Below are 21,552 nucleotides of genomic sequence, written 5' to 3'. Positions count from 1 at the left end.
GAGGCTGTCTTACATGGAATAGTAAGACAGCCCCTCCTATTTCTATTATTTTACCATTGAGCTGGCATATAGTTGTCTACATCATCTGCTGTAATAATATGTCTTGGCAGATAAGCAACTGGGTCCATCTCTTCTCCATTAAAATATCTAACTGCTGTAAATAATGCTATTGCTCCATCTCCCTCAGCTGATTGATATGTAATACCTGAACATACTCCATTTTTAACTGCGTCCATACCAGTTTTACTATTTCCTGCTGCAACGACTACGATATCTTCTCTTCCTGCATTTTTTAGAGCTTCTTCTGTACCTGTCATACTGAATCCGTCACCTGCAAGGATTAATCCTTTTAATTCATCTCCGTATTTAGTAATCCAGTCAGATACAAGCTGCATTGTTGCTTCTGCTTCTAGATTAGCAGTATCCATAGCTAGTAATTTCATGTCTGGTGCATAATCAACCAATTCAGTTATTGGTGCAAATGTTCTAGCGAAATATGGTGATGAACCAGGCATATGTCTTACTATGGCATATCCCCCTTCTTTCCCCATTTCATCAGCAAAATATTTAGCCAACATTCTAAATTGTCCCCAATCGTCTGGTCCAGTCCATGCTGTACAATATTTCATAGCTGCCTCTGCTGGTATTGTATTGGAAGCTATTATTGGTATACCTGCTTGATTGATTTTTCTCATGAGTGGCGCACAAGCTGTAGCGTCAACAGGTGCAAATATAACAGCATCCGGCTTTTCATTAATCGCTTGGTCTACTTGTTGAGATTGTAAATCCATGTTCCAGTTACCATTTAGTATTTTCACTTCAATATCATAAGCTTCTGCTATCTGAGTAAAACCATTAACATACGCTGTCCAGTATGGATGGTCTCCTGCTTTTAGAAGTACAACTTTTTTACCAATAGCACCATCTGCAGGTGACTTTGGTAGATTCTCTTTTTTTGTAGTCCAACCTGCGTATTCAATGTCCCACCAATGTCCTGCATCTTCTTCTGCCAAAGCTTTTGGGTCTTCTGGTCGATCTGGTACTTCTTTTTTCTCTGTAGGAAGAATCAATGGTTGACCGTCACTACCTATAATTGAGAACACATCAATTTCCTTTGATTTTTCCAAGTTAGACTTTTCATTATTAGTATTGTCACTTACGGAAGCCTTATCACTATCTGTCTTCTCTACCTTTTCCTCTTTTTCCTTGGAACCACACCCTACAAACAAAGTAACTAGTAAACTCATAACTAAAATAACACTAAAACACTTTTTAAACATAATGTAACCCTCCTAGTATTTATAATTTTATTTTATTACCTACTACCGTATACTCTGTGCTTCTTTCAATAATTCAGGCCTCTGTCCTTTTAACAGTTCATGTCTATAGTTTGTGTAAGCTTCATAGAAAACCACTACTGCAAGAATTAGCCCATTAATGAATATCTGAATCTCAAAGCCAAGACCAAAACAGCCTATCATGTTAAATAGCACTTGAAACATCAGTACGCCAAAATAACTTTTCAGTATATTTCCTTTACCTCCAGTTAATTGTGTACCTCCGATTATTACTGCTGCAAGAGATGTCATGAGAGCTTTTTGAGCAAATATGAATCTAGCAGTCATTGAGCTTAATCTCATTGCGAATATTGAACCAGCCAAAGAGGCAGTTATACCACATATCACAAAACCTAGTATTATGTACATATCCTTGTTTATTCCAGCCAACCAGGCAGTTTCAGGATTACCACCCACTACATAGAATCCTTTTCCAAATCTAGTATGGTCAACCAAGAATATACCTATTGAAATAATGATGAATGTTATGATTACTATTGGTGAAAACAGTTTTGTAGTCAACCATAATATGATAAATACTGCTGGAACTACTATGGTAGTTATTCCTTTTATTGTTTTCACATCAGGTCTGCTTAAAACAACAAATAGTATTATGGCCCCGATAACTATGATAATGAACCATATGGGGAATTGTCCTGTTTCTAAGAATTCACCTAATGAATAATTGTCAATGCTTTTAGTTCCTCCATCGCTATATAGATGGAGTATTCCTCTAATTATAGTCATAGTCCCTATGGTTGCTATAAAAGAGTGTATCTTGAACTTTACCACTACTATTCCATTGAATAATCCGATTAAGGCGCCAGCGAAAACAGCAATGATTAGACTCAAGGTCCAACCTAATTCAGGTTGTAGTCCGACACACAACATACCGCAGAATTGAGCTGTTGCACCAATTGATAGATCTATTTGTGCCAAAATGAATACTAATGTGAATCCAACTGAGATGATAGCTAACATACATCCAGAAATCAATATAGTGGATAAATTCATTCTATTGGCAAAATTAGGAGCAAATATTGCTGAGAAGCAAGTTAATAATATAAGCAATAATATCGCTCTATTTTGGTCAATAAGTGAAATAATATTCTTACTTTTATGCATAGTCTTTACCCACCTTCCTTAACTTATATGTATGTAGAGCAACAACTGCAATGAATACCAGTCCAACAAATACATTCTGTACTGCTGTAGGGATACCTATAAATGTAAGTATGTTATTCAACAATCCCATTACCAGCACACCACCAAGTACGCCCCATATATTTCCTCTACCACCTGATAATGCCATACCTCCTATTACAATAGCTGTAACACTCTTGAAGTCATACCCTTCTCCTAGATAGAATACTCCAAGCTTATTCATAGAAGTAATGAATATACCTGCTACAGAAGCAGTAAATGAGCTTATTAAGAACGCATACAATACAGTTCTCCTTACATTTATACCAGTACATTTGGCAACATCATATGCAGAACCAACCAGTTTCAGTTGATTACCGAACTTTGTCTTCTTCATAACAAAATTGGCAATTATGTATAAAACAATCATGACAATGATTAGTAGTGGCACAGGTCCTACTTTCATTCTAAAGATATTAACGAAAGCCGCTCCTGATGTACCTGGCTCCAAATCTGGGTATAATTGATTACCAGACCATACATATCTCATAATACCTTCCATACCAAATTGCATCGCCAGAGTCCATAAGATTGCATTAGCTCTAAAATAACCTACAACAATTCCATTAACCAAGCCTATGAGCATTCCAAACATTATTCCAAGAATCAGCGCAGGAACAAGTCCAAAATGCAAAAACTGTACAGTTATTATACCTGAGAATGCCATAGCTGACGGTACACTCATATCTGCCATTTGTGAACTATATATTACAAAAGATAATCCACAAGCTGTAATACCCAACATTCCAACTGCTCTTAGAATATTTAACATATTATCCGGTGTCAAAAACTTGGTAGGTGACACAATGATTCCTAGAATAATCAATAATAGAGCTATTACATATACACCTGCTTTGTCAAATAACTTACTGATACCATTTTTATCATCAACATCATTGAATCGTGATTTTACCAAAACTGTATTATCCTTAGCAGACATCGCATACACTCCCTTCCCCATTGGCTGCAAGCAGTGCTGTTTCTTCAGTCAATTTTTCTTTACCTATTTCTCCGATCATATGTCCGCCCCTAATTACATAAGCCCTATCAGATAATCCAACAAGTTCTGGTAGATCTGAAGTCATTAATAATACTGTTGTTCCATTATCCGCTAACTGAGTAACTACATCATGAATTACTTGTTTAGCACCAACATCTACACCTCGTGTTGGTTCATCCAGTATCAGAACATCAGGTTCAGTGGCAAGCCATTTCCCTAATAATATTTTCTGTTGATTACCACCTGATAAACTTCCAACTCCAACTTTAGGATTTGGAGGGCTAACCTTCAACTTTTCAATCTGCTCCATAACAATATTGCCTGCATTACTTCTTTTATAAATACCACTCCTAGAATATTCAGGAATCAGAGCTGATAATATATTTTCTTCATTGGTCAACCTAAGAAATAGCCCTTGTGATTTTCTATCCTCTGATAGATATGCGAATCCTTTGTTAATACCGTCATCATAATTTTTTGGTGTCACATCTTCTCCATCTTTTATCACTTTCCCTTTATCTATGGGGTCAATACCAACTATACATCTGGCAAGCTCCGTACGTCCTGCTCCAGACAATCCCATAAACCCTAGGATTTCACCTTTTCTTGCCTTAAACGAAATATTATGTACAAACCCATATCTAGTCAAATCCTGTACTTCTAGATAAGTATCACCTATTTTACCTTTTCTCTTACTGTAGAATTTGTCTATTGTTTTTCCTACCATCATCTGAACAAGTTCTTCTGGTTTAACATCATCTATACTTCTTGTATCAATTTTCTTTCCATCCCTCATTACAGTGACTCTATCAGCTATCCTGAATATTTCTGGAATATGATGAGAAATATATATAATCGCCATACCCTTATTCTTCAAGTCAGTGATAATATTAAATAACATCTCTACTTCTTCTCTCGATAATGCAGATGTGGGCTCATCAAATACCAGTATATTAGGGTTATTACCCATTACTTTTGCAATTTCAACTAATTGAGCCTGGTGCTGACTTATCTCTGATATATTCTTCTCTGGATCTAGACTTTCCAATTTTACAGTTGCCAAACATTTCTTGGCTTCCTTTATCATTTTACTTTTGTCAAGAACAACTCCATATTTAACTGGTAATCTTCCTACTAGAATATTTTCAGCAATACTAATAGGTCTTGCTAGACTTAATTCCTGATATATCATACCAATGCCATTTTTCTTGGATATTGATGGAGTATGAAGTAATTTTTCCTCTCCATCTATCAAGATATCACCAGTATAATCATTATAAGAACCTGCAATCATTTTCATCAGAGTTGATTTTCCTGCTCCATTTTCACCCATAAGAGCATGCACTTCACCTTGGTGAAATTCAACGCTGACATTATCTACAGCAAGAGTTCCAGGAAATCTTTTACTGACATTTTTAACTTCTAGTGCTACTTTGCCTGCCAAAACGTATCCCCACTTTCTTATATTTAATTAACTTATCCTGCCGAATTCTCCCAAACCATATTTTTTTGCTTCATCAAACATGGCGATTATATTTTTTGCTGGAACTTCCGGTAATAGATAATCATGAGAAGCTGCAACAATATATTTACCTTTCCTGCCTAATATATCAATTATCCTTTTTGTTTCTTCTCTAACTCTCTCTTCGGATTGATTTAATAGGATATCATTCTCATCAATACCACCAAAAAAGGTTATATCATTACCAAATTCATCCATCAACTCTTGCGGGTCCATATCAGAAGCATTGACCTGTATAGGATTAACTGCATCAAAACCAACATCTATTAAATCTGGAATAAGTTTTCTTATTGCTCCACAGGAGTGAACAGCAGTTACCGCATTATTACTATGGGCTAAATCAACTATTTTCCTTATCCTAGGTTTAAAATATTTTCTCCACATCTCTGGAGATAATAATAATGAACGTTGTGTTCCGAAATCATTACCCATGAAAAACATATCAATCACTCCAGGATTTTGTTCAAAGCTTCTTTTGGTTAATTCGTAATAGAAATCGAAACATTTTCCAACAAGAGTGTCTATGACTTTTTCATCTGTGTACATTTTGATAAAAAAATCTTCCATACCAATCAATTCAGTAGCATCATGAAAAAAAGGAGACCAAGTTCCACCGATGATTGTATATCCTTCTGCTTCACGCAATTGCTTTTCTGTGATTTTACAATCATAATCATCAATATCAGGATAAGGATAATCCATGATGTCTTTAACGGACTTAGCGTATGCTAGGGGATGTGTAATTGCTTGCCCGTAATGAAGCCCTGCTCTTCGTATACCCCAATCAGTATCAAAACTTCCATCTTCGTATGTCTTGTAAGGCTTACCAACATATTCAGGTCTGATAGTTTTATAATCAATATCTAATATATCGTACAATGCTTCATTTTCATCTTTTGCCCCTAGAGCTGCAACAATATTTTCAGTGGTCTTTGGATCACCACCATACCACATTGGAAATCTATCCATAGTCTTATTCTTAATTGGAGCTAATGCTCTTTCCTTTGAAGTCATAAAATCCCTCCCTTACCATTGAGCAGGCATATATTTATCTACATTTTCTTCAGTTATGATGTTACTAGATAGATAATAGATATCATTTATCTTTTTTCCATTAAACCAATCAGCTGCAACCTTTATAGGAAGTGCCCCATCTGCTTCTGCTGATTGATAGGTTATAGCGAACAAATCCCCTTTCTTAACCGCATCCATTCCATTTTTTCCATTACCTGATGCTACAATGACTATGTCACTTCTTCCTGTTTCCTTACAGGCATCAATAGCGCCGATTGCTTGTATCGAATCATCACTACAAACGATACCTTTTATTTCATCACCATATTCATCAATCCAATTCTTCACTATTTCCTTGGACATATCATAATCAAAATCACAATCCTTACTATCAAGTGACTTAATATCAGGTGCATACTCTCTAAATTCCGTAATAGGTCCCCAATTCCTTGCATAATAAGGTGAACCGCCTACCGGTGTATGCCTTAGATAACAGACACCACCTTCTTTGTCCAATTCATCAGCCATAACCCTTGCTAACATACGAAAGTTTCCCCAATCATCTGGTCCAGTCCATGCAAGACAATACTTTAACGCTTGAGATTCTGGCAGTGTATTGAAAAAGATTAGTGGAATACCTTTTTCATTGATTCTTATAGCTTGAGATACCGCTTCTTTTTTATCAATGGCAGCTAATATAATCATGTCAGCGCCATCATTTATTGCATCATCTATTAATTGATTCTGCTTCAATAAATCTCCATTTGGATTTAACATTCTAAAATCTATACCATATGCATCTGCTACCTTTTTAGCTCCTATACCAACAGCTGTCCAATAAGGATGTTCACTAGTGACGATTACATATATTTTCTTACCCTTAGCTCCATCACCAGGAGAGGATGGTATATTGATTTTGTCTTGTACCCACCCAGGAAATCTAATATCATACCAATGCATAGGATCAGCTAAAGGCAATAATTCAGGATTAGTAGGTCTTTCGGGTATTTCTTTTATTTTTGTTGGATAAATAAGTAACTGTCCATCATAGGACTTCAAATTTGATATATCAACCTGCAAATCTGCATTACCATCATTTGCTGATTGATTATTTTCAGAAAAATTGTTATCGTTTTTGTAGATATCATCATTATATTTGCAACCATTAAATAAAGTAACTGAAAGAAAGATTGTTATAACAAGTGCTAATAATTTTTTCAAAAAACTCCTCCTTAAAAGTATTGTTATTGTTAATATTAGCACATCACTTACGATAGATACATTATAATTCCCTTACAAGAAAAAGTTAATTCAATTTCTTAAGATGTTTTGGTCCATTTATTAACAATACTCGTAAGCATATTGATTTTTTGACTCTATGATGATATGCTTTTTTTAAGTTCTTAAAACTAAGACAAAAAGGTGGGACACTATATGTATAAACTTTTGATTGTCGATGATGAAAAATTGGTTCGTTCCTCTATAAGTACTATCATTGATTGGCATTCTCTTGGATTCACCGAAGTATATGAAGCTGAAGACGGAGAACAAGCTCTAGAAATAGCATTAGACAAAAAACCTAATCTTATACTTACAGATATCAAAATGCCTTTTATGGATGGTCTTGAATTAACCAAGCAGGTCAGAAAATATCTTCCTACATCCTATATAGTTATTCTAAGCGGCTATGATGAATTTGAATTAGCTCAAGATGCTATTGCTCTTGGAGTAAAAGACTATATCTTGAAACCAATAGGTGCAAAAACTCTATATAATAAAATTGCTCACCTATGCAAAGAAATAAATCTAGAAAATGACCACCGTAATTACCTGACGAAGATGAAAACTCAATTGCATCAAAGTCTTCCTTTATTGCGTGAAAGATTATTGAATATGCTTATATGTACTCCTGGCAATAATGATAGGATAATCGACCGCCTATATTCTCTTGGAATAGAATTCAACCTTGCACCATATACAATATGTGTAGTAGAACCAGATCTGAATAGTATCCTTCCCAAAGATTCTGAGATATACTATTTTGCAGTAAAAAATATAATCTACGATACAATAGGAAAAAGCTATTATGTGTTTTCTGATAATAATAATAGAATAATAATTGTTTTCAACAGCAGTGAATATCTAACCTCTATGGAAAATCGTAGCATCATATCGGTTACACTTCAAGTGATACAAAACAACGTTAATTATCATCTTAACATACCTTTAACCTCTTCAATAGGAATAACTGTAGATAGTATATATAGACTCTATTCATCTTATACAGAAGCTTTATCTGCACTTGAATGTAAGTATACATTAGGAAAGAATAATACCTATGATATAAACGACCTTGATTATATTCAACCAGAATTCTATTATCCTTTTGATACCAGCGGATATTTATTGGAAGCAATAAAAGCTGGTGAAGTAAATAGCATCAAACAGACATTATCCAACATATCTACTTTATTAAAAAATCAAGAAACCCTGACATGGGTTAATATCAAGCTCATATTTATAGAAATAATTACAAGCATTTTGAAAGTAGTAGTTAAAACCAGTGATGTTTCTTCCTCTACATGGGAAGAAGGTATATCTCTATATGATACTATTGAAAAAATGGATACAATAGATGCCATTGTTGCAAACGTTCAATCTTTTTGTATACAAGCATCTGAAAAATTGGCATTGACCAGAAACAATAGTAATTATAATATCATAGCAAAAGTAAAAGACTATATCGACAACAATTATGAACAAGAAGAACTTTCCCTTAACTCAGCTGCTGATTATGCCTCTGTAAGTTCCGTTTACTTAAGTTCTCTGTTCAAGAAAGAAACTGGAATCAATTTTAAGACTTACCTGATTAATAAGAGAATGGATAAAGCTATACATTTAATAAAATCAACTAATTTCAAGACTTATGAGATAGCTCATCTAGTTGGATTTTCCAACCCTCATTATTTTAGTGTTTCCTTTAGAAAATACACTGGCAAATCACCTACCGACTATAGAAAATCCTTGGAGGAATAGTGATGGTAATAACTAAAAAATATCTTGAGAAAATTAGATATATCAGTATACGTACAAAAATACTATTATCATTTTCTTTGGTTATTATTTCATTAATAAGTTCAACACTTATCTTTGCACTTAGCAAATATAATCATAAGCTACTTAATAATAATATTGATTATTCCAAGAAAGTTACTTCATCACTTGTTGTCAATCTGGATGAGTACATCTATCAGCTCAAGTATATTTCTAATATAATTGCTTATAATCAATATGTCCAAAAATACCTTAACAAACATGATTCTTATTATAGTATTGATTCATCTGATAGTTTTCAGCGTACACTGGAATTCCTATCGAATATTATAACTTCTAGAAGTGATATTGACTCCATACTGATTTTTGATAATGATAAACTATCAGTTTTCAAAAGCACCCATCTTGACCTTAACACCAATTATGATTATAAAAATCAGTTATGGTACAAAAACATATTAGAATCAGGCGTAACCCCTAAGATATCAGGTCCTCACAAACAAGAGTACTTACATACTCCAGAAATCAATGTATTCTCGGTTAATAGAACCATCCAAAGATATGACGGACTAAAAAAGACAGGAGTTATACATATAAGTGTCAATCTATCAGAATTAAAGAAGTTCTGTGAATCAGAAATATTATATAAGAACGGATTCATATTCATCGTCAACGATAATGGAGAAATAATCTATCAACCTGATAATAACATTACTAACAGCAAAAAATTAACTTCATTGGAGAAGGATGTAACCAACATATTACCTAAACTAACTAATAATAAGATTAATATCTTCACTGATACAATATATGATGAAAAATATCAAATCGTATCAAAATATATGAGTAATGCTAATTGGTATATAGTAGCTGCAACTCCATACAAATCTATTACCGAGGATGCTGAGCATATTAAGAACATTATTCTTTCAATGGGACTATTATCTCTGATATTAGCACTTGTAATAACCTATATCCTATCAACTGCAATAACAAAACCAATACTCAACTTGCGAAAATGTATGGCTGAGGCTACAGAAGGAAATCTTACTATCAGGTCAAATATAAAATCAAAAGATGAAATAGGTATATTGTCCTCTAGTTTCAATGGTATGTTATCTCAGATTGAAAAGTTGATGCAGCAAGTAATATCAGACCAAGAACAAAAACGCAAGCTTGAATTGAAAACCCTTCAAGCTCAGATAAATCCTCATTTTCTTTATAATACACTTGATTCAATAATATGGATGGCAGAAAGCAAAAACGATAATATTGTTCCTATGACTGAATCCTTATCTAAACTTTTTAGAATAAGCCTTAGTAAAGGCAATGATATCATACCTCTATCTTCTGAAATTGAACATGTAAGGAATTACCTATTTATTCAAAGCATGAGGTATACTGACAAATTTGACTATTCAGTATCAGTAAAACCAGAAGTATTACGTTATAAAACCATAAAACTTATCCTTCAACCCATAGTTGAGAATTCTATCTATCATGGAATAAAAAATAAAAGAGGTAAAGGTAACATCAGTATCAATTGCTGTATCAATGATAAAAAATTGTTAATTACAATAACTGATGACGGTATAGGAATGGACTCTGAGACCTGTACCAGAATATTATCTCCTTCTTATAAAACCGATGGACGCCTTAGTTCTGGTATTGGCGTACATAATGTCAATGAAAGAATAAAACTATACTTTGGAAATCAATATGGTCTTAGATATGAAAGTACTATTTCTGTTGGTACAACAGTTTACATTGATTTACCTCTAATAGAAGATTAACCGCAAGTAGATTGACGCTGTATGGTTTCATAGCCAAACAGCGTCAATCTATTAATTACTATATTCCTCAGCTATTCTCATAGCTATCTTTTCCCATTCCCAAAGTCTTTCTGGGTGATAATTGACAGTGGATATATCCTTCATAATAAGTTCTACATGGCATTTTCTTTCTGTCCTGTCCATGAATTCTCTTATTTCTTTTTCGGCTTGTTTCAAGGACCAATTATTTTCAATAAATATTGCAGGATTTACTTTTCTACTCATAACATAATCGGTTTGCACCTCTTCGATTATTCTATCAATATTACACCATGGACTCACAGATAGCTTCCTGAGATTTGGTATTTTTCTTAGGAGATCCATCTTTCTATCTAGAGGCTCACAGCATCCGTAATAAGTATGACCCCATCTGCTTAACCATCTCATATCATGTTCTATGGCAAATTCCCAATGCATCTCGGGAGATACTTCACTGAATATCTGTGCGTTAGAACATCCCCACATATTATGTGGTTTTACATAATCAGGGTCATAATCTTTGCCTGGAAGAGAACTTATATAGCCATAACCACCTGAACCGATTCTTGTGTTATTACAATCAAGTGATAATAGATTCTGTTCTACAAATTGGTCTAATTCAACCATCCAAGCATCAACCATCTTTTCTACTGCATCATGAACCATATTTGGTCTCATTACCAAATCCATCATTGCTTCCTGGACACCCCACCATCTGATTAGATAATCCCATGGGGTGAACCATATATGTGTCTGTCCTGCTTTCTTCACAGGAATTATGCCTTCAAATATATCACACATAGCTTTATACGCATATTCTGTAGCTTCTTTATTATGAGTTATTTTTGGCAACTTGATTTTTTCTATATCTTCAGGTTCTTTTATCTGGATTTTGAAATGCCTTGAATATATTCCATTGGCTTCATCAGTTTTTATGACATCCACTTCTTCTTTAATACCAAAATCAGTACTATGAATAACCAATGGACATTCAATATAAGGATTAACAATCATATCTCCCGGCATATGATTCCATTGATAAATAGTCTTTCTTAAAGTATCCTCAAGATTCCTTGCCCACTCATGTTCACATTGTAATGTCAATTCATCGTTCACATTCATTTCATGCCAAGGTATCTCGTTAATCCATACCATTGGTCTAGCAGAATCAAGATCATTGAGTTTCGTCCATAATACAGCTTTTTCTTTATGTATTGGCAAAGATGAAATCTCTGCAATCCTTGCCCCAAGTTTTCTTAATACCTCTTTATCTTTCTCCTTGAGTATAATCTCTTGTGCTACAGGTGGCATAGTATGATGACTTGGATCATGCAACATATGAATCTCCTCCTTAATATATATAATATTGACTTTTAGCAATTCACTATTTATACTAATAATATAATATACTTTACTGATTGTGAATTAATAATCTAAACCAATATATACATATTATTAACTTAAGGAGTTGTTTATGTGGATAATCTTAAAATTAAAATTATAAGTGGAGGATTTAATAATTGTTCCCCCAAATGGAATTCCAAGGTTACCAAAGATAATTGTTACAAGATATATTTTCCTGTTCATGGAAAAGTCAATCTCATGTTAGATGATGATATCTATAATATTATTGAAGGTAATGTATACTTTATTAATGGATATAAACTTCAAGAACAGATTTGTCCTGAATATATGGACGTATATTGGATACATTTTCTGCCTAGCTCACTATTTTTGAATAAGATATTGGATTACCTTCCTCCTGTTTATTGTTGGGAGAAAAGCAGCAAAATAGTAGATACTATTAACTACAAAAGTATTCCTGAGTTATTTGATAATCCCAGAAGCGCTAGAAACAACGTGTTGGATACAGCACCTCTAAGTTTGCCTATATATATTAATTCTTTTATTCTCCTTTTGATATCAGATATGATGGAAAACCAGAAGGAACTGGTTGATAACATATCCTACGTTGAATATGAAAAACTGAAACCTTCCATAGATTTTATTAACAATAATTATGATAGGACATTAACTCTAGAAGAGATTGCAGGAAAAGTTTATCTCAACCCTATATATTTTCTAAGATTGTTCAAGAAAAATTTTAATATAACTCCTCAGCAATATATTATGAAAAAAAGATTAGATGAAGCATGTAGTCTCCTTAGGGAAACAGAATTAACCATCAATGATATTGCCAACAAACTAGGTTTCTGTAACCAATTTTACTTTTCTAAAATATTCAAAAGGAATTTTAACAAGACACCTTCACAATATAGGAAATTGATAATATTACCTTAAATTAATAAAGGATTCAAGATTTATTCATATACTGTTCATTATTTTGGTTTATACTAATAAGAAAGAAATGAGGGATTGAAAATGAAATTTACATTTGGAAAATTACTTTTAATCTTTACAATAGTACCATTTGTTGAGTTATATATATTATTGAAGCTGGCTAACATAACATCTGCTGGCATTACATTACTTATAATAGTCATTACAGGTATAATAGGTGCTTATTTTGCTAAACACCAAGGAAGGGCTGTAATTCAGAATATACAATATGAAAGTAATAGTGGCCGTATGCCTGGTAATGAACTACTACACGGATTATGTGTTTTGATAGGCGGTATTTTATTAGTGACTCCAGGGATCATAACAGATTTGCTTGGATTCAGTTTACTGTTACCATTAACAAGAACCTTTTATGTTAATTTCATTAAAACATATTTCCGAAAAAAATTTGATGCAGGGAGTATTAACATATATACATCGAACAAATTCTAAGTTAGGGGCTGTTTCATGATACATTATTTATATTGAATGTATTATGAGACGCCCCTTCATTATTGTATAATCTATTTATTATAATGTTTTTTACATCTTACCTAGTTTATACTTCTTCCAAGCATGTAATCCAAGTGATACACCTATTACCCCATATACTACAAATGCTCTGAAGAACTCGCCAATCTGAGCATCTCCAAATAGTGCTTTACCTGCTGTTGGAGAAACAATGAATATCATGTGGAACAACACAACTCCAGTGATTGCATGACTAATCTTAGCATTGGTTACTGAAGCACCACCTATCAATATCGCTGCTATTGAGAACATAGCCACCTGCATATGACTGCCGTATGTATTCATTGTACCTATATTCTGTAAAAATATTATTTGTCCCCATGAAGCAAGGACTGTTGAGATTATTACAGCTTGTATTCTGGTTCTATTAACATTTATACCGGCTACCTTGGCAATATGCTGACTGTGACCTACTGTTCTGAAGTTCTGACCAATCTTAGTTCTCATTATGAGCTTGTTGAACAAGCATAAAACAGCTATAACAATCCATGTAATAAGTGGAATCTTGAGATTCTTGTACATATTATCACCTAATAATATTAGTACACTGATAACAATCAATACTATACTTGCCACTACATATACTGTATAAGTTTCTTTTGACTTCTTGACTATTCTATCTTTTTTAATTCTCTCTAGATTATATAATGAATAAATAATTAATAATACTGCTAGAATAATGATGAAATAGAATAAATTTAGCCGAAAGATTCCATCTAAAGCATATTTTATACCTCCATTTCCATTAACACCATTGAGAGCTATGGTATTCCTTAACCCTATTCCATCAGGTTTTATCATAACATTATTACTCATAGGAATAGCAGTACCCACCATGACAAGGAGTAAGAATTGATATAAGCCATTAGCAAAGAAACTGACTATAAGTCCTGCAATCATTTCTTGTCCTTTTGTAGCATTGAATAATCTTCCAGTCAAATATCCCAACAATATGGAGATTGGTAATGCCAAAACTATACATAGTAAAAAACCTATAATCCCTTCTACCTGCCAATAAGTGACTGCTATAATTGATAATTGTCCTGCCATGGCTCCTATTACTAATCCAAAGTTAAGTCCAAGACCTGCTAAGATTGGTATTAACAAGGATAATACCAGAAATGAGTTTCTTGATATCCTATTTATCAATTCATTGAAGATATATACTGAATTAAGTTCTGATAACATCATGCCAATAAGTGAAAGCGCAATAAAAATAATAGATACAATATTACTTAGAACCAACTGCTTGATTGACGCCTTATTAAAGAATCTAGCCAACATATTTACCCCCTTTCACCTTAGTTAAAGCATATAGAATTATCCCATTCTGAACTACCATTCTTATCATCTCAGAGACATTTCCTTCAGGAAACATTTCGTTAGCTACAGGCATAGAACTAGCTAATAGCCCTTGGAATAGTAGAACCCCTATAATGACATGTGATATTTTTGCTCTTTTAGCAGTTGCGCCACCTATTAGTATTGCTGCTACAGCTGGAAAAGCCATCATAAGAGGTGCGCCATATAGTTGTACAAATCCGTAGCTTGAGGAATATATGATTATACCAATTGCTCCAAGAACAGTTGACAGCATATTTGCTATGATCCTTCCTCTATTTATATTGACGCCAGATGCCTCGGCAAAATTAGGATTCATACCTGCTGCAAGAATAACAATACCTGTTTTACTCTTAGTAAACAGAAATACCAAGAAGCACATTAATAGGAAGAATAATATTAATCCTGTAGGAATATGTACACCACCAATATGAAAATCCCAAAAATTATTCAATATATGACCAAAAGTGGTATCTAATGTAAATGTGTTTCTAAGTCCTTTACCTATAGGCCAAACCATTTTCTTGTTACTGAAGGGTAAGGCTATCCATGCTATACACATTAATTGAACCATGGAAAACCCTGTATATGTAGCTATAGTCATTTCAGAACCTTTTACCACATTAAGAAGCTTTCCATATAAATATCCAATCAGTAGTGCTATTGGTATAGCGAATAATATTGCAGCAATCAAAGCAACGACCCCCACAAAACCGAATTCAACGCTTAAAACTGCTCCCATCAATCCACATAAAATTCCAATAGGCAGGGCGAAATTAGGTCCTACACCAGATTGAATTGAAGGAACCATGGCTAATACCAATATTCCATACATACCAAATCTTTTTATTATATCAGTTAACAGCATACTCATAGGCAGTCCTTGAAACTTAGCAGCTACTAATACAATGATAAATAGAATAGAGATAATTAATCTGGGGATACCAATTTTATTAATCACCGTCTTCATTGTTACGCCTCCTCTTCCATTATTTTGTTTAATGGAATACCTGACATAAGTAATCCAAATTTTTTATTAGTATCGGAAGGTTTCAATATTCCAGCTAATTTCCCCTCGCTTATAATGGCTATTCTATCTGCTATACTTCTTACTTCTGCTAACTCAGAGGAAGTCATGATGATGGTCATACCCAATTCTTCATTAAGTTTTAATAAAAGGTCTAAAACTAATTTCTTAGCACCTATATCTATACCTCTTGTGGGTTCTGAAACAAACAATACATCCGGCTCTTGAGTAAGTGCTCTGGCAATACATACTTTCTGCTGATTCCCACCGCTTAATCTTCCCACATGTTGTCTACTACTTGTACATCTAATATCCAGTTCTTTTATCCTTTTCATTGAATACTTTTTAATCTTAGTGAAGTTCTTTAGCTTAAATAATCCAAGATTAATCAAAAACTGCTCTTTTATATTGAGTGCAGTAAAGATCATATTAAGTTCAATGGATTCATCAAGAATCAAACCAACATTCTTTCTGTTTTCAGATACAAAAGCAAATCCTTTTTTTAATGTATTTTTTGTATCATTAAGGTTCAATTCTTCTCCGTTATAGAGCACTTCACCTTTTGATGGATATAGACCCATTATACCGTTGGCTAACCCTATCTTTCCTTGACCTGCAAGTCCACCTATTCCAAATATTTCACCTTTACGTATCTGTAAATCAATACCTTTAACTCTTTCTCCTGGCATATCTACATATAAATTCTTAATATCCAGTATAATTTCCTGTGAGATATTTTTGCTAGCCTGTTTATTTTGTATATCTATTTTTCTTCCAACCATAAGTTCAGCCAATTCCCCAACATCTGTTTCTTCTGCTCTTTTATTACACACTCTTACTCCGTCTCGTAGAATAGTAACATTATCTGCTATGGATATGACCTCATCAAGCCTATGTGTAATAAAAAGAATAGCAATTCCAGAATTGGCTATCTTCTTCATGGCTGTTAAGAGATTTTTTGCTTCACTTTCTGCTAAAACAGCTGTTGGTTCATCAAAGACAAGAAGTTTTACATTTTGTTTATCAATCTCTCTTGCAATTTCAATGAATTGCATATGTCCAACAGGTAAACCAGCTACTTTTATCCATTCATCAATATTTATTTCCAGTGTATCAAGAGCTTTTCTAGCATCTTTATTCATTCTTTTGAAATCTACTGTTTTTAGCTTTTCCCCTAGAGCACGGCTTACTAAGTTATCTTTCAAGATTTCTCTATTTAATTTTATATTTTCTGTTATAGTGAATTCTGGAATCAACATGAATTCTTGGTGTACCATACCAATACCTAACTGCATTGCTTCTTTTGGAGATTTCACATCAACTTTTTCTCCTTCAAAGTATACTTCTCCTTCAAATCCACCTGTATTATGAATTACGCCCATTCCAAAAAGTATATTCATCAAAGTAGATTTACCTGCACCGTTTTCTCCAACTAAGCAATGTATTTCTCCAGGTTTTACTTTTAGTTCTACATCTTTTAGAACCTGATTACCTGAATAATTCTTACTAATATTTTTCATTTCAAGTAAATAATCACATTCCATTGTTCTCCTCCTATATTTTTAATTAGATAATAAAAAGAGCTGTCTCATAATACTTTTAATGGGTAAACTCTTGATAGATGTATTATGAGTCAGCTCCTACCTATATAAGTAATAGTTTTTATAAGTCTATATAGTCTATAAGAACTAAGAAATAATTATCGAATTTCTTACCGTTTTCTTCTAGTAGAGTAACATTGATATCAATGTCATCACCATAATTACTTGTATAATCAACAAAACATTCTTTTAATTTTTCGTTATCTATCTTATCCCCCCATTTTCCTTCAATCCATTGTGACGCATACTCTGCACCAGCTTCAATAAACATCATATTAACAGGAACAGGCCAAGTAGACATTCTGCCTGTCATATTGTTTTCAGCATTGATTCTTCTTATTTGTTCAACAACATAGTTAGCATCGCCTTTTTTGTCCTCTGGGATTTCAATTTGTAGAGCAGAAGGAAATCCATGATATGGAGAAGGACAACAAGGTTGAGGATATATTCCATGTTGTTGTAATATAGATTTTATCAATGGTGGCTGCATGGAACAGTTGGTTGAGAAGAAAGCTGTATCTTCTCCATACTGCTTAATCTTTTTAGGTACATCTTCTAGGATGAATTGCTGTGCACCAGATATACCTGCATCACCAGTTGGGTCTGGAGCAGTGGCGTCAACAAATTTTATACCTTCTTTTTTACAGTTTTCCTTTAGTAGGTCTCTCCTTGCTGCAAGTAGAGCATATGACATATGTCTTGGGAATGAATAATGAACCAATGTCTCGGCTCCCTGTTTTTTTATCTGCTCAACTATAGCTGTACCCATTCCAACTTCATCCATTTGGAAACATAGATCCGCTCTGTCAGCTATCATGTTAGGATCTTCTCCTGATGTAGCAGCAATTATCAACAGATCATCTCTTGTTTCGAGAACCTTGTCTATTGCTGCTGATGTACCAGGAACCGCTTGACATATAACAAGAGCCTTTACTTTTGGATCAGCTGCAATACCAGCTATATTGGCTATAACAGTTTCTTGTTCATCCATGAATTTTTCTGGATAAGTCTGAAGGATGACTTTATCTTCGCCATATCTCTCCATGAATACTTCTTTTGTCCTCTGTGCAGCCCTATATTCTTCTTCATTTTGAGCAACTGTACCAGTAATGATACCTATCTTCCAGTCACCAGTTGATTTTTTACCGCACCCTACAAACATTGATACAGTAAGGGCTAATACTAAAAAAATTGAAAACAATCTTTTTAACTGCTTCATTAATAATACCTCCCGCAATCTCTTTTTATTAATTGATAGTTAACTTATAGCTAATGTCCTATATAAAATCTAGTAACAAGTTGTCTAAGATCAGCTAAAAAAAATAATGTTGTTATTTTATCTCATGTATCTTATTATTAATATAATATATTTTACTGGACATAGTATTATGTATGTTTTCAACAAAAATAATGAGGTATATAATAATTATCTTTATACATAATAAAAAACTCCTTAATCAATAATTTTAATTAAAGAGTTCTCTTGTTATAATTTATATTATTTTAGTTTTCCATAAACACTATAAGTTCCTTTTTCAGCCATATCATCTGGAGAATTACTATTGTTAATAATAATATTACAATACCATAAACCTTCTGGTATCTTCACATCCACAGAATCCTCGTAGTTGCTTCCGCTTTTTGTATATAGGATTTCATTTCCCTTATTAATAATCTGTATTGTAATATTCCCTTGTTCTACAGATGCACTGCATTCAAATTTCAATATGGAATCTTTTTTGACATCAAAAGGTATAAATATACTGTCTGAGTACTTTCCAAAATCCACAGCTTCCTCAAACGCTGCTTTGGACGTATGCTGTCTATTCATTAAATTGAATACAAAAATAAATGATATACATATCACAGTTAAGACCAATAATAGTTTTGTATCTCTTTTCATAGGCTTTCCCCCTATAACAATTTACAATCAGATATTTAATTACTTCACCATAGCTTCCATAGGATATATTCTATATGTCTTAAGTTTAATCAGTACATACTTGATGATTATAATAAACAAGCAAAGCCCTGCCATATATATGATGACTCCAGTATCCATAGAATATATGTTCATCTCATATCCCAAAAAACTAGTTGCACTATTATTCATTGCATTCAAGATCAAGGACACTAATAAAATAGAAATGACAAATACTCCTCCTACCACTATAGATAATCCTCCTACAAAGATTTTATTGATATATCTATTGGATAGTCCTAGAGCTTTTAACAAACCTATCTTTTTGGATAAGCCTTTCATCAGATACGATATCAATAAGAAAACTATGATAAAGTTGCTGACAAGCATCATAACAATATTTATTATTATATTACTATGCTTATTATTATTAGATTTAAAATTGGAAGATGTACTTCCCACATTATATTCTCCTATCATGTTAGTAAATTCAGAGATAGTATCTTTGTAGATATTAATGCTATCATTATTCTTAAAATACACTAGAACTTCATTTTCTATTACTTTTGTATCATTCAAAGTTTCATATGTATCTATAGAAAGCATGATTGAAGATTTGAATTGCTCTACATTGTCGTCCAATATACCTACTACTTTATATTGATTAGGTTCTACATCAGCTATATCTTTCTCTAATGTGACACTTAGATTCACCAAATCACCTATACCTAGATTATATTCCTTAGCTGAATATGGACCAATTACTACTTCTTTCTCACCACTCCTTGGCAGCCTTCCTTTAGCAACACTGTTCTTTAATTCTTGTTGAAAGAATTTGTCTTCAACACCGGTAATTACATAATATATACTTTGAAAAGTAAGACGATCATCTATATAGTAAAGATTTCTTGTAATGGTTTTATATACGCTCATATCTTTTCCATATAGTTCTTTCAATGCATCTGATAATCCATCCACATCATGATATAACCAATAATGGAAAACTCCATCCTGGCTTGATTTACCTTTAAGGTTGATATCAGGTGTTAAAACAGATTTAGTCTGCTGTTTAATTATTTGATATTGTACTCCTCCATAGGTTAAAAGCAGAACAAGAAAAACAAAAAATATTATTAGGAATCTTTTCTTCTCAAAATAAATATCCATGAAAATCTTTTTGCTCATATTATTTCCCTCCCTACAGATTTATTACATAATCAGCACAATCATCAAAATAATCATCATGACTTGCCACTATTACAATTTTATTTTTGTTATGACAGTAACCATCAATGAATTCTACAATGTTGACTGCATTATCTTTATCAAGATTAGATACAGGTTCATCACATATCAGAATAGATGGATTTTTGAGTATAGCACGTGCAATACCTACTCTTTGTTGTTCTCCTCCTGACAGTTCATATGGATAATGGTTGATTCTATCTTCTAATCCAAGTATTCCAATTATGTCTTTTGCTTTATTATAGATTTCTTCTTTATTAATCTTGTTTTTCAGCACATCTACAATAACTACATTGTCCATTACTGTGAGATTATCAAAAAGATTGTAATCCTGAAATACTATACCTATCTCTTTTCTACGAAGATTACATTTCTCTTCTTGTTTCAGGTTACTAACTATAATATCATTAAAAATAATTTTACCACCATCTTCTTTTTGCAAAAATGCAAGCAATGTGAGTAAAGTGGTTTTACCCTTTCCCGATTCTCCTTTAATCAAATATAGTTTCCCTGACTGGAATTCATAATTAAAATCATTAATAACATTAATCCGTCTCTTCTTCTTAACAAACTGTTTAGATAAATGTTCTACTTTTATCATAGCA

The 21,552-nt window shown here is 33.1% G+C and carries 18 protein-coding genes; 4 read left to right on the top strand and 14 right to left on the bottom strand.

Translation table 11 applies throughout. The features are described 5' to 3' along the window. Window positions 1-50: 50 nt before the first annotated feature. Genes HYG85_RS19030 through HYG85_RS19005 form a run of 6 tightly spaced genes read right to left on the bottom strand, consistent with a single transcriptional unit; the run spans window position 51 to window position 7,297 of the window. Window positions 51-1,280, bottom strand: coding sequence for a sugar ABC transporter substrate-binding protein (locus HYG85_RS19030; protein WP_212690992.1), 1,230 nt, complete (start codon window positions 1,278-1,280; stop codon window positions 51-53). 42 nt (window positions 1,281-1,322) lie between these two features. Then, window positions 1,323-2,462 (bottom strand): ABC transporter permease, encoded by a 1,140-nt coding sequence (locus HYG85_RS19025; RefSeq protein WP_212690991.1) that lies wholly within the window; start codon window positions 2,460-2,462, stop codon window positions 1,323-1,325. Continuing rightward, the gene (locus tag HYG85_RS19020) at window positions 2,455-3,480 is read right to left on the bottom strand and encodes an ABC transporter permease (protein ID WP_193774344.1); all 1,026 of its coding nucleotides are present in this window, start codon (window positions 3,478-3,480) and stop codon (window positions 2,455-2,457) included. Before HYG85_RS19020 ends, HYG85_RS19025 begins: the two co-directional genes overlap by 8 nt. Then, window positions 3,470-4,984, bottom strand: coding sequence for a sugar ABC transporter ATP-binding protein (locus HYG85_RS19015; protein ID WP_244971223.1), 1,515 nt, complete (start codon window positions 4,982-4,984; stop codon window positions 3,470-3,472). Before HYG85_RS19015 ends, HYG85_RS19020 begins: the two co-directional genes overlap by 11 nt. Window positions 4,985-5,011: 27 nt before the next feature. Next, entirely contained in the window at window positions 5,012-6,076 is a 1,065-nt protein-coding gene (locus HYG85_RS19010) for a uroporphyrinogen decarboxylase family protein (protein ID WP_212690990.1), read from the bottom strand. Window positions 6,077-6,088: 12 nt separating this feature from the next. Next, a complete protein-coding gene (locus HYG85_RS19005) occupies window positions 6,089-7,297 on the bottom strand; it encodes a sugar ABC transporter substrate-binding protein (RefSeq protein ID WP_212690989.1) in 1,209 nt (402 codons plus the stop codon). Window positions 7,298-7,510: 213 nt separating this feature from the next. Between HYG85_RS19005 and HYG85_RS19000 the strand changes: the two genes are divergently transcribed. Beyond that, window positions 7,511-9,112: a response regulator transcription factor gene (locus HYG85_RS19000; protein WP_212690988.1), complete on the top strand. Its 1,602-nt coding sequence runs from the start codon at window positions 7,511-7,513 to the stop codon at window positions 9,110-9,112. Between the two features lie 2 nt (window positions 9,113-9,114). Next, complete coding sequence (locus HYG85_RS18995) at window positions 9,115-10,923, top strand: cache domain-containing sensor histidine kinase (protein ID WP_212690987.1); 1,809 nt, start codon at window positions 9,115-9,117, stop codon at window positions 10,921-10,923. A gap of 51 nt (window positions 10,924-10,974) precedes the next feature. On the opposite strand, the gene HYG85_RS18990 is transcribed toward HYG85_RS18995, so the two are convergent. Beyond that, the gene (locus HYG85_RS18990) at window positions 10,975-12,279 is read right to left on the bottom strand and encodes a hypothetical protein (RefSeq protein ID WP_212690986.1); all 1,305 of its coding nucleotides are present in this window, start codon (window positions 12,277-12,279) and stop codon (window positions 10,975-10,977) included. A 138-nt stretch (window positions 12,280-12,417) separates the two neighbouring features. Between HYG85_RS18990 and HYG85_RS18985 the strand changes: the two genes are divergently transcribed. After that, window positions 12,418-13,242, top strand: a complete 825-nt coding sequence (locus HYG85_RS18985; RefSeq protein ID WP_212690985.1) for an AraC family transcriptional regulator — start codon at window positions 12,418-12,420, stop codon at window positions 13,240-13,242. 81 nt (window positions 13,243-13,323) lie between these two features. Continuing rightward, window positions 13,324-13,734 carry an FxsA family protein gene (locus HYG85_RS18980; protein WP_113671411.1) on the top strand — a complete coding sequence of 137 codons (411 nt, stop codon included), beginning with the start codon at window positions 13,324-13,326 and terminating at the stop codon, window positions 13,732-13,734. A 90-nt stretch (window positions 13,735-13,824) separates the two neighbouring features. Here the strand turns inward: HYG85_RS18980 and HYG85_RS18975 are convergent, their stop codons facing one another. From HYG85_RS18975 to HYG85_RS18945, 7 genes are all read right to left on the bottom strand, one after another. After that, a complete protein-coding gene (locus HYG85_RS18975) occupies window positions 13,825-15,096 on the bottom strand; it encodes an ABC transporter permease subunit (protein ID WP_212690984.1) in 1,272 nt (423 codons plus the stop codon). Then, on the bottom strand, window positions 15,086-16,123 hold the full coding sequence (locus HYG85_RS18970) for an ABC transporter permease subunit (protein ID WP_212690983.1): 1,038 nt from the start codon (window positions 16,121-16,123) through the stop codon (window positions 15,086-15,088). Before HYG85_RS18970 ends, HYG85_RS18975 begins: the two co-directional genes overlap by 11 nt. Window positions 16,124-16,125: 2 nt before the next feature. Then, window positions 16,126-17,724: a sugar ABC transporter ATP-binding protein gene (locus tag HYG85_RS18965; protein ID WP_212690982.1), complete on the bottom strand. Its 1,599-nt coding sequence runs from the start codon at window positions 17,722-17,724 to the stop codon at window positions 16,126-16,128. 118 nt (window positions 17,725-17,842) lie between these two features. Beyond that, window positions 17,843-19,000, bottom strand: a complete 1,158-nt coding sequence (locus HYG85_RS18960) for a DUF3798 domain-containing protein (protein WP_212690981.1) — start codon at window positions 18,998-19,000, stop codon at window positions 17,843-17,845. Window positions 19,001-19,279: 279 nt separating this feature from the next. Further along, window positions 19,280-19,684, bottom strand: a complete 405-nt coding sequence (locus HYG85_RS18955) for a hypothetical protein (protein WP_212690980.1) — start codon at window positions 19,682-19,684, stop codon at window positions 19,280-19,282. A gap of 39 nt (window positions 19,685-19,723) precedes the next feature. Further along, the gene (locus tag HYG85_RS18950) at window positions 19,724-20,887 is read right to left on the bottom strand and encodes an ABC transporter permease (RefSeq protein ID WP_212690979.1); all 1,164 of its coding nucleotides are present in this window, start codon (window positions 20,885-20,887) and stop codon (window positions 19,724-19,726) included. A gap of 13 nt (window positions 20,888-20,900) precedes the next feature. Then, window positions 20,901-21,548, bottom strand: coding sequence for an ATP-binding cassette domain-containing protein (locus HYG85_RS18945; RefSeq protein ID WP_212690978.1), 648 nt, complete (start codon window positions 21,546-21,548; stop codon window positions 20,901-20,903). Window positions 21,549-21,552 lie beyond the last annotated feature (4 nt).

The organism is Vallitalea guaymasensis, assembly GCF_018141425.1.
Taxonomy (GTDB): domain Bacteria; phylum Bacillota; class Clostridia; order Lachnospirales; family Vallitaleaceae; genus Vallitalea; species Vallitalea guaymasensis.
This window is presented reverse-complemented; position numbering and strand designations above follow the sequence as displayed.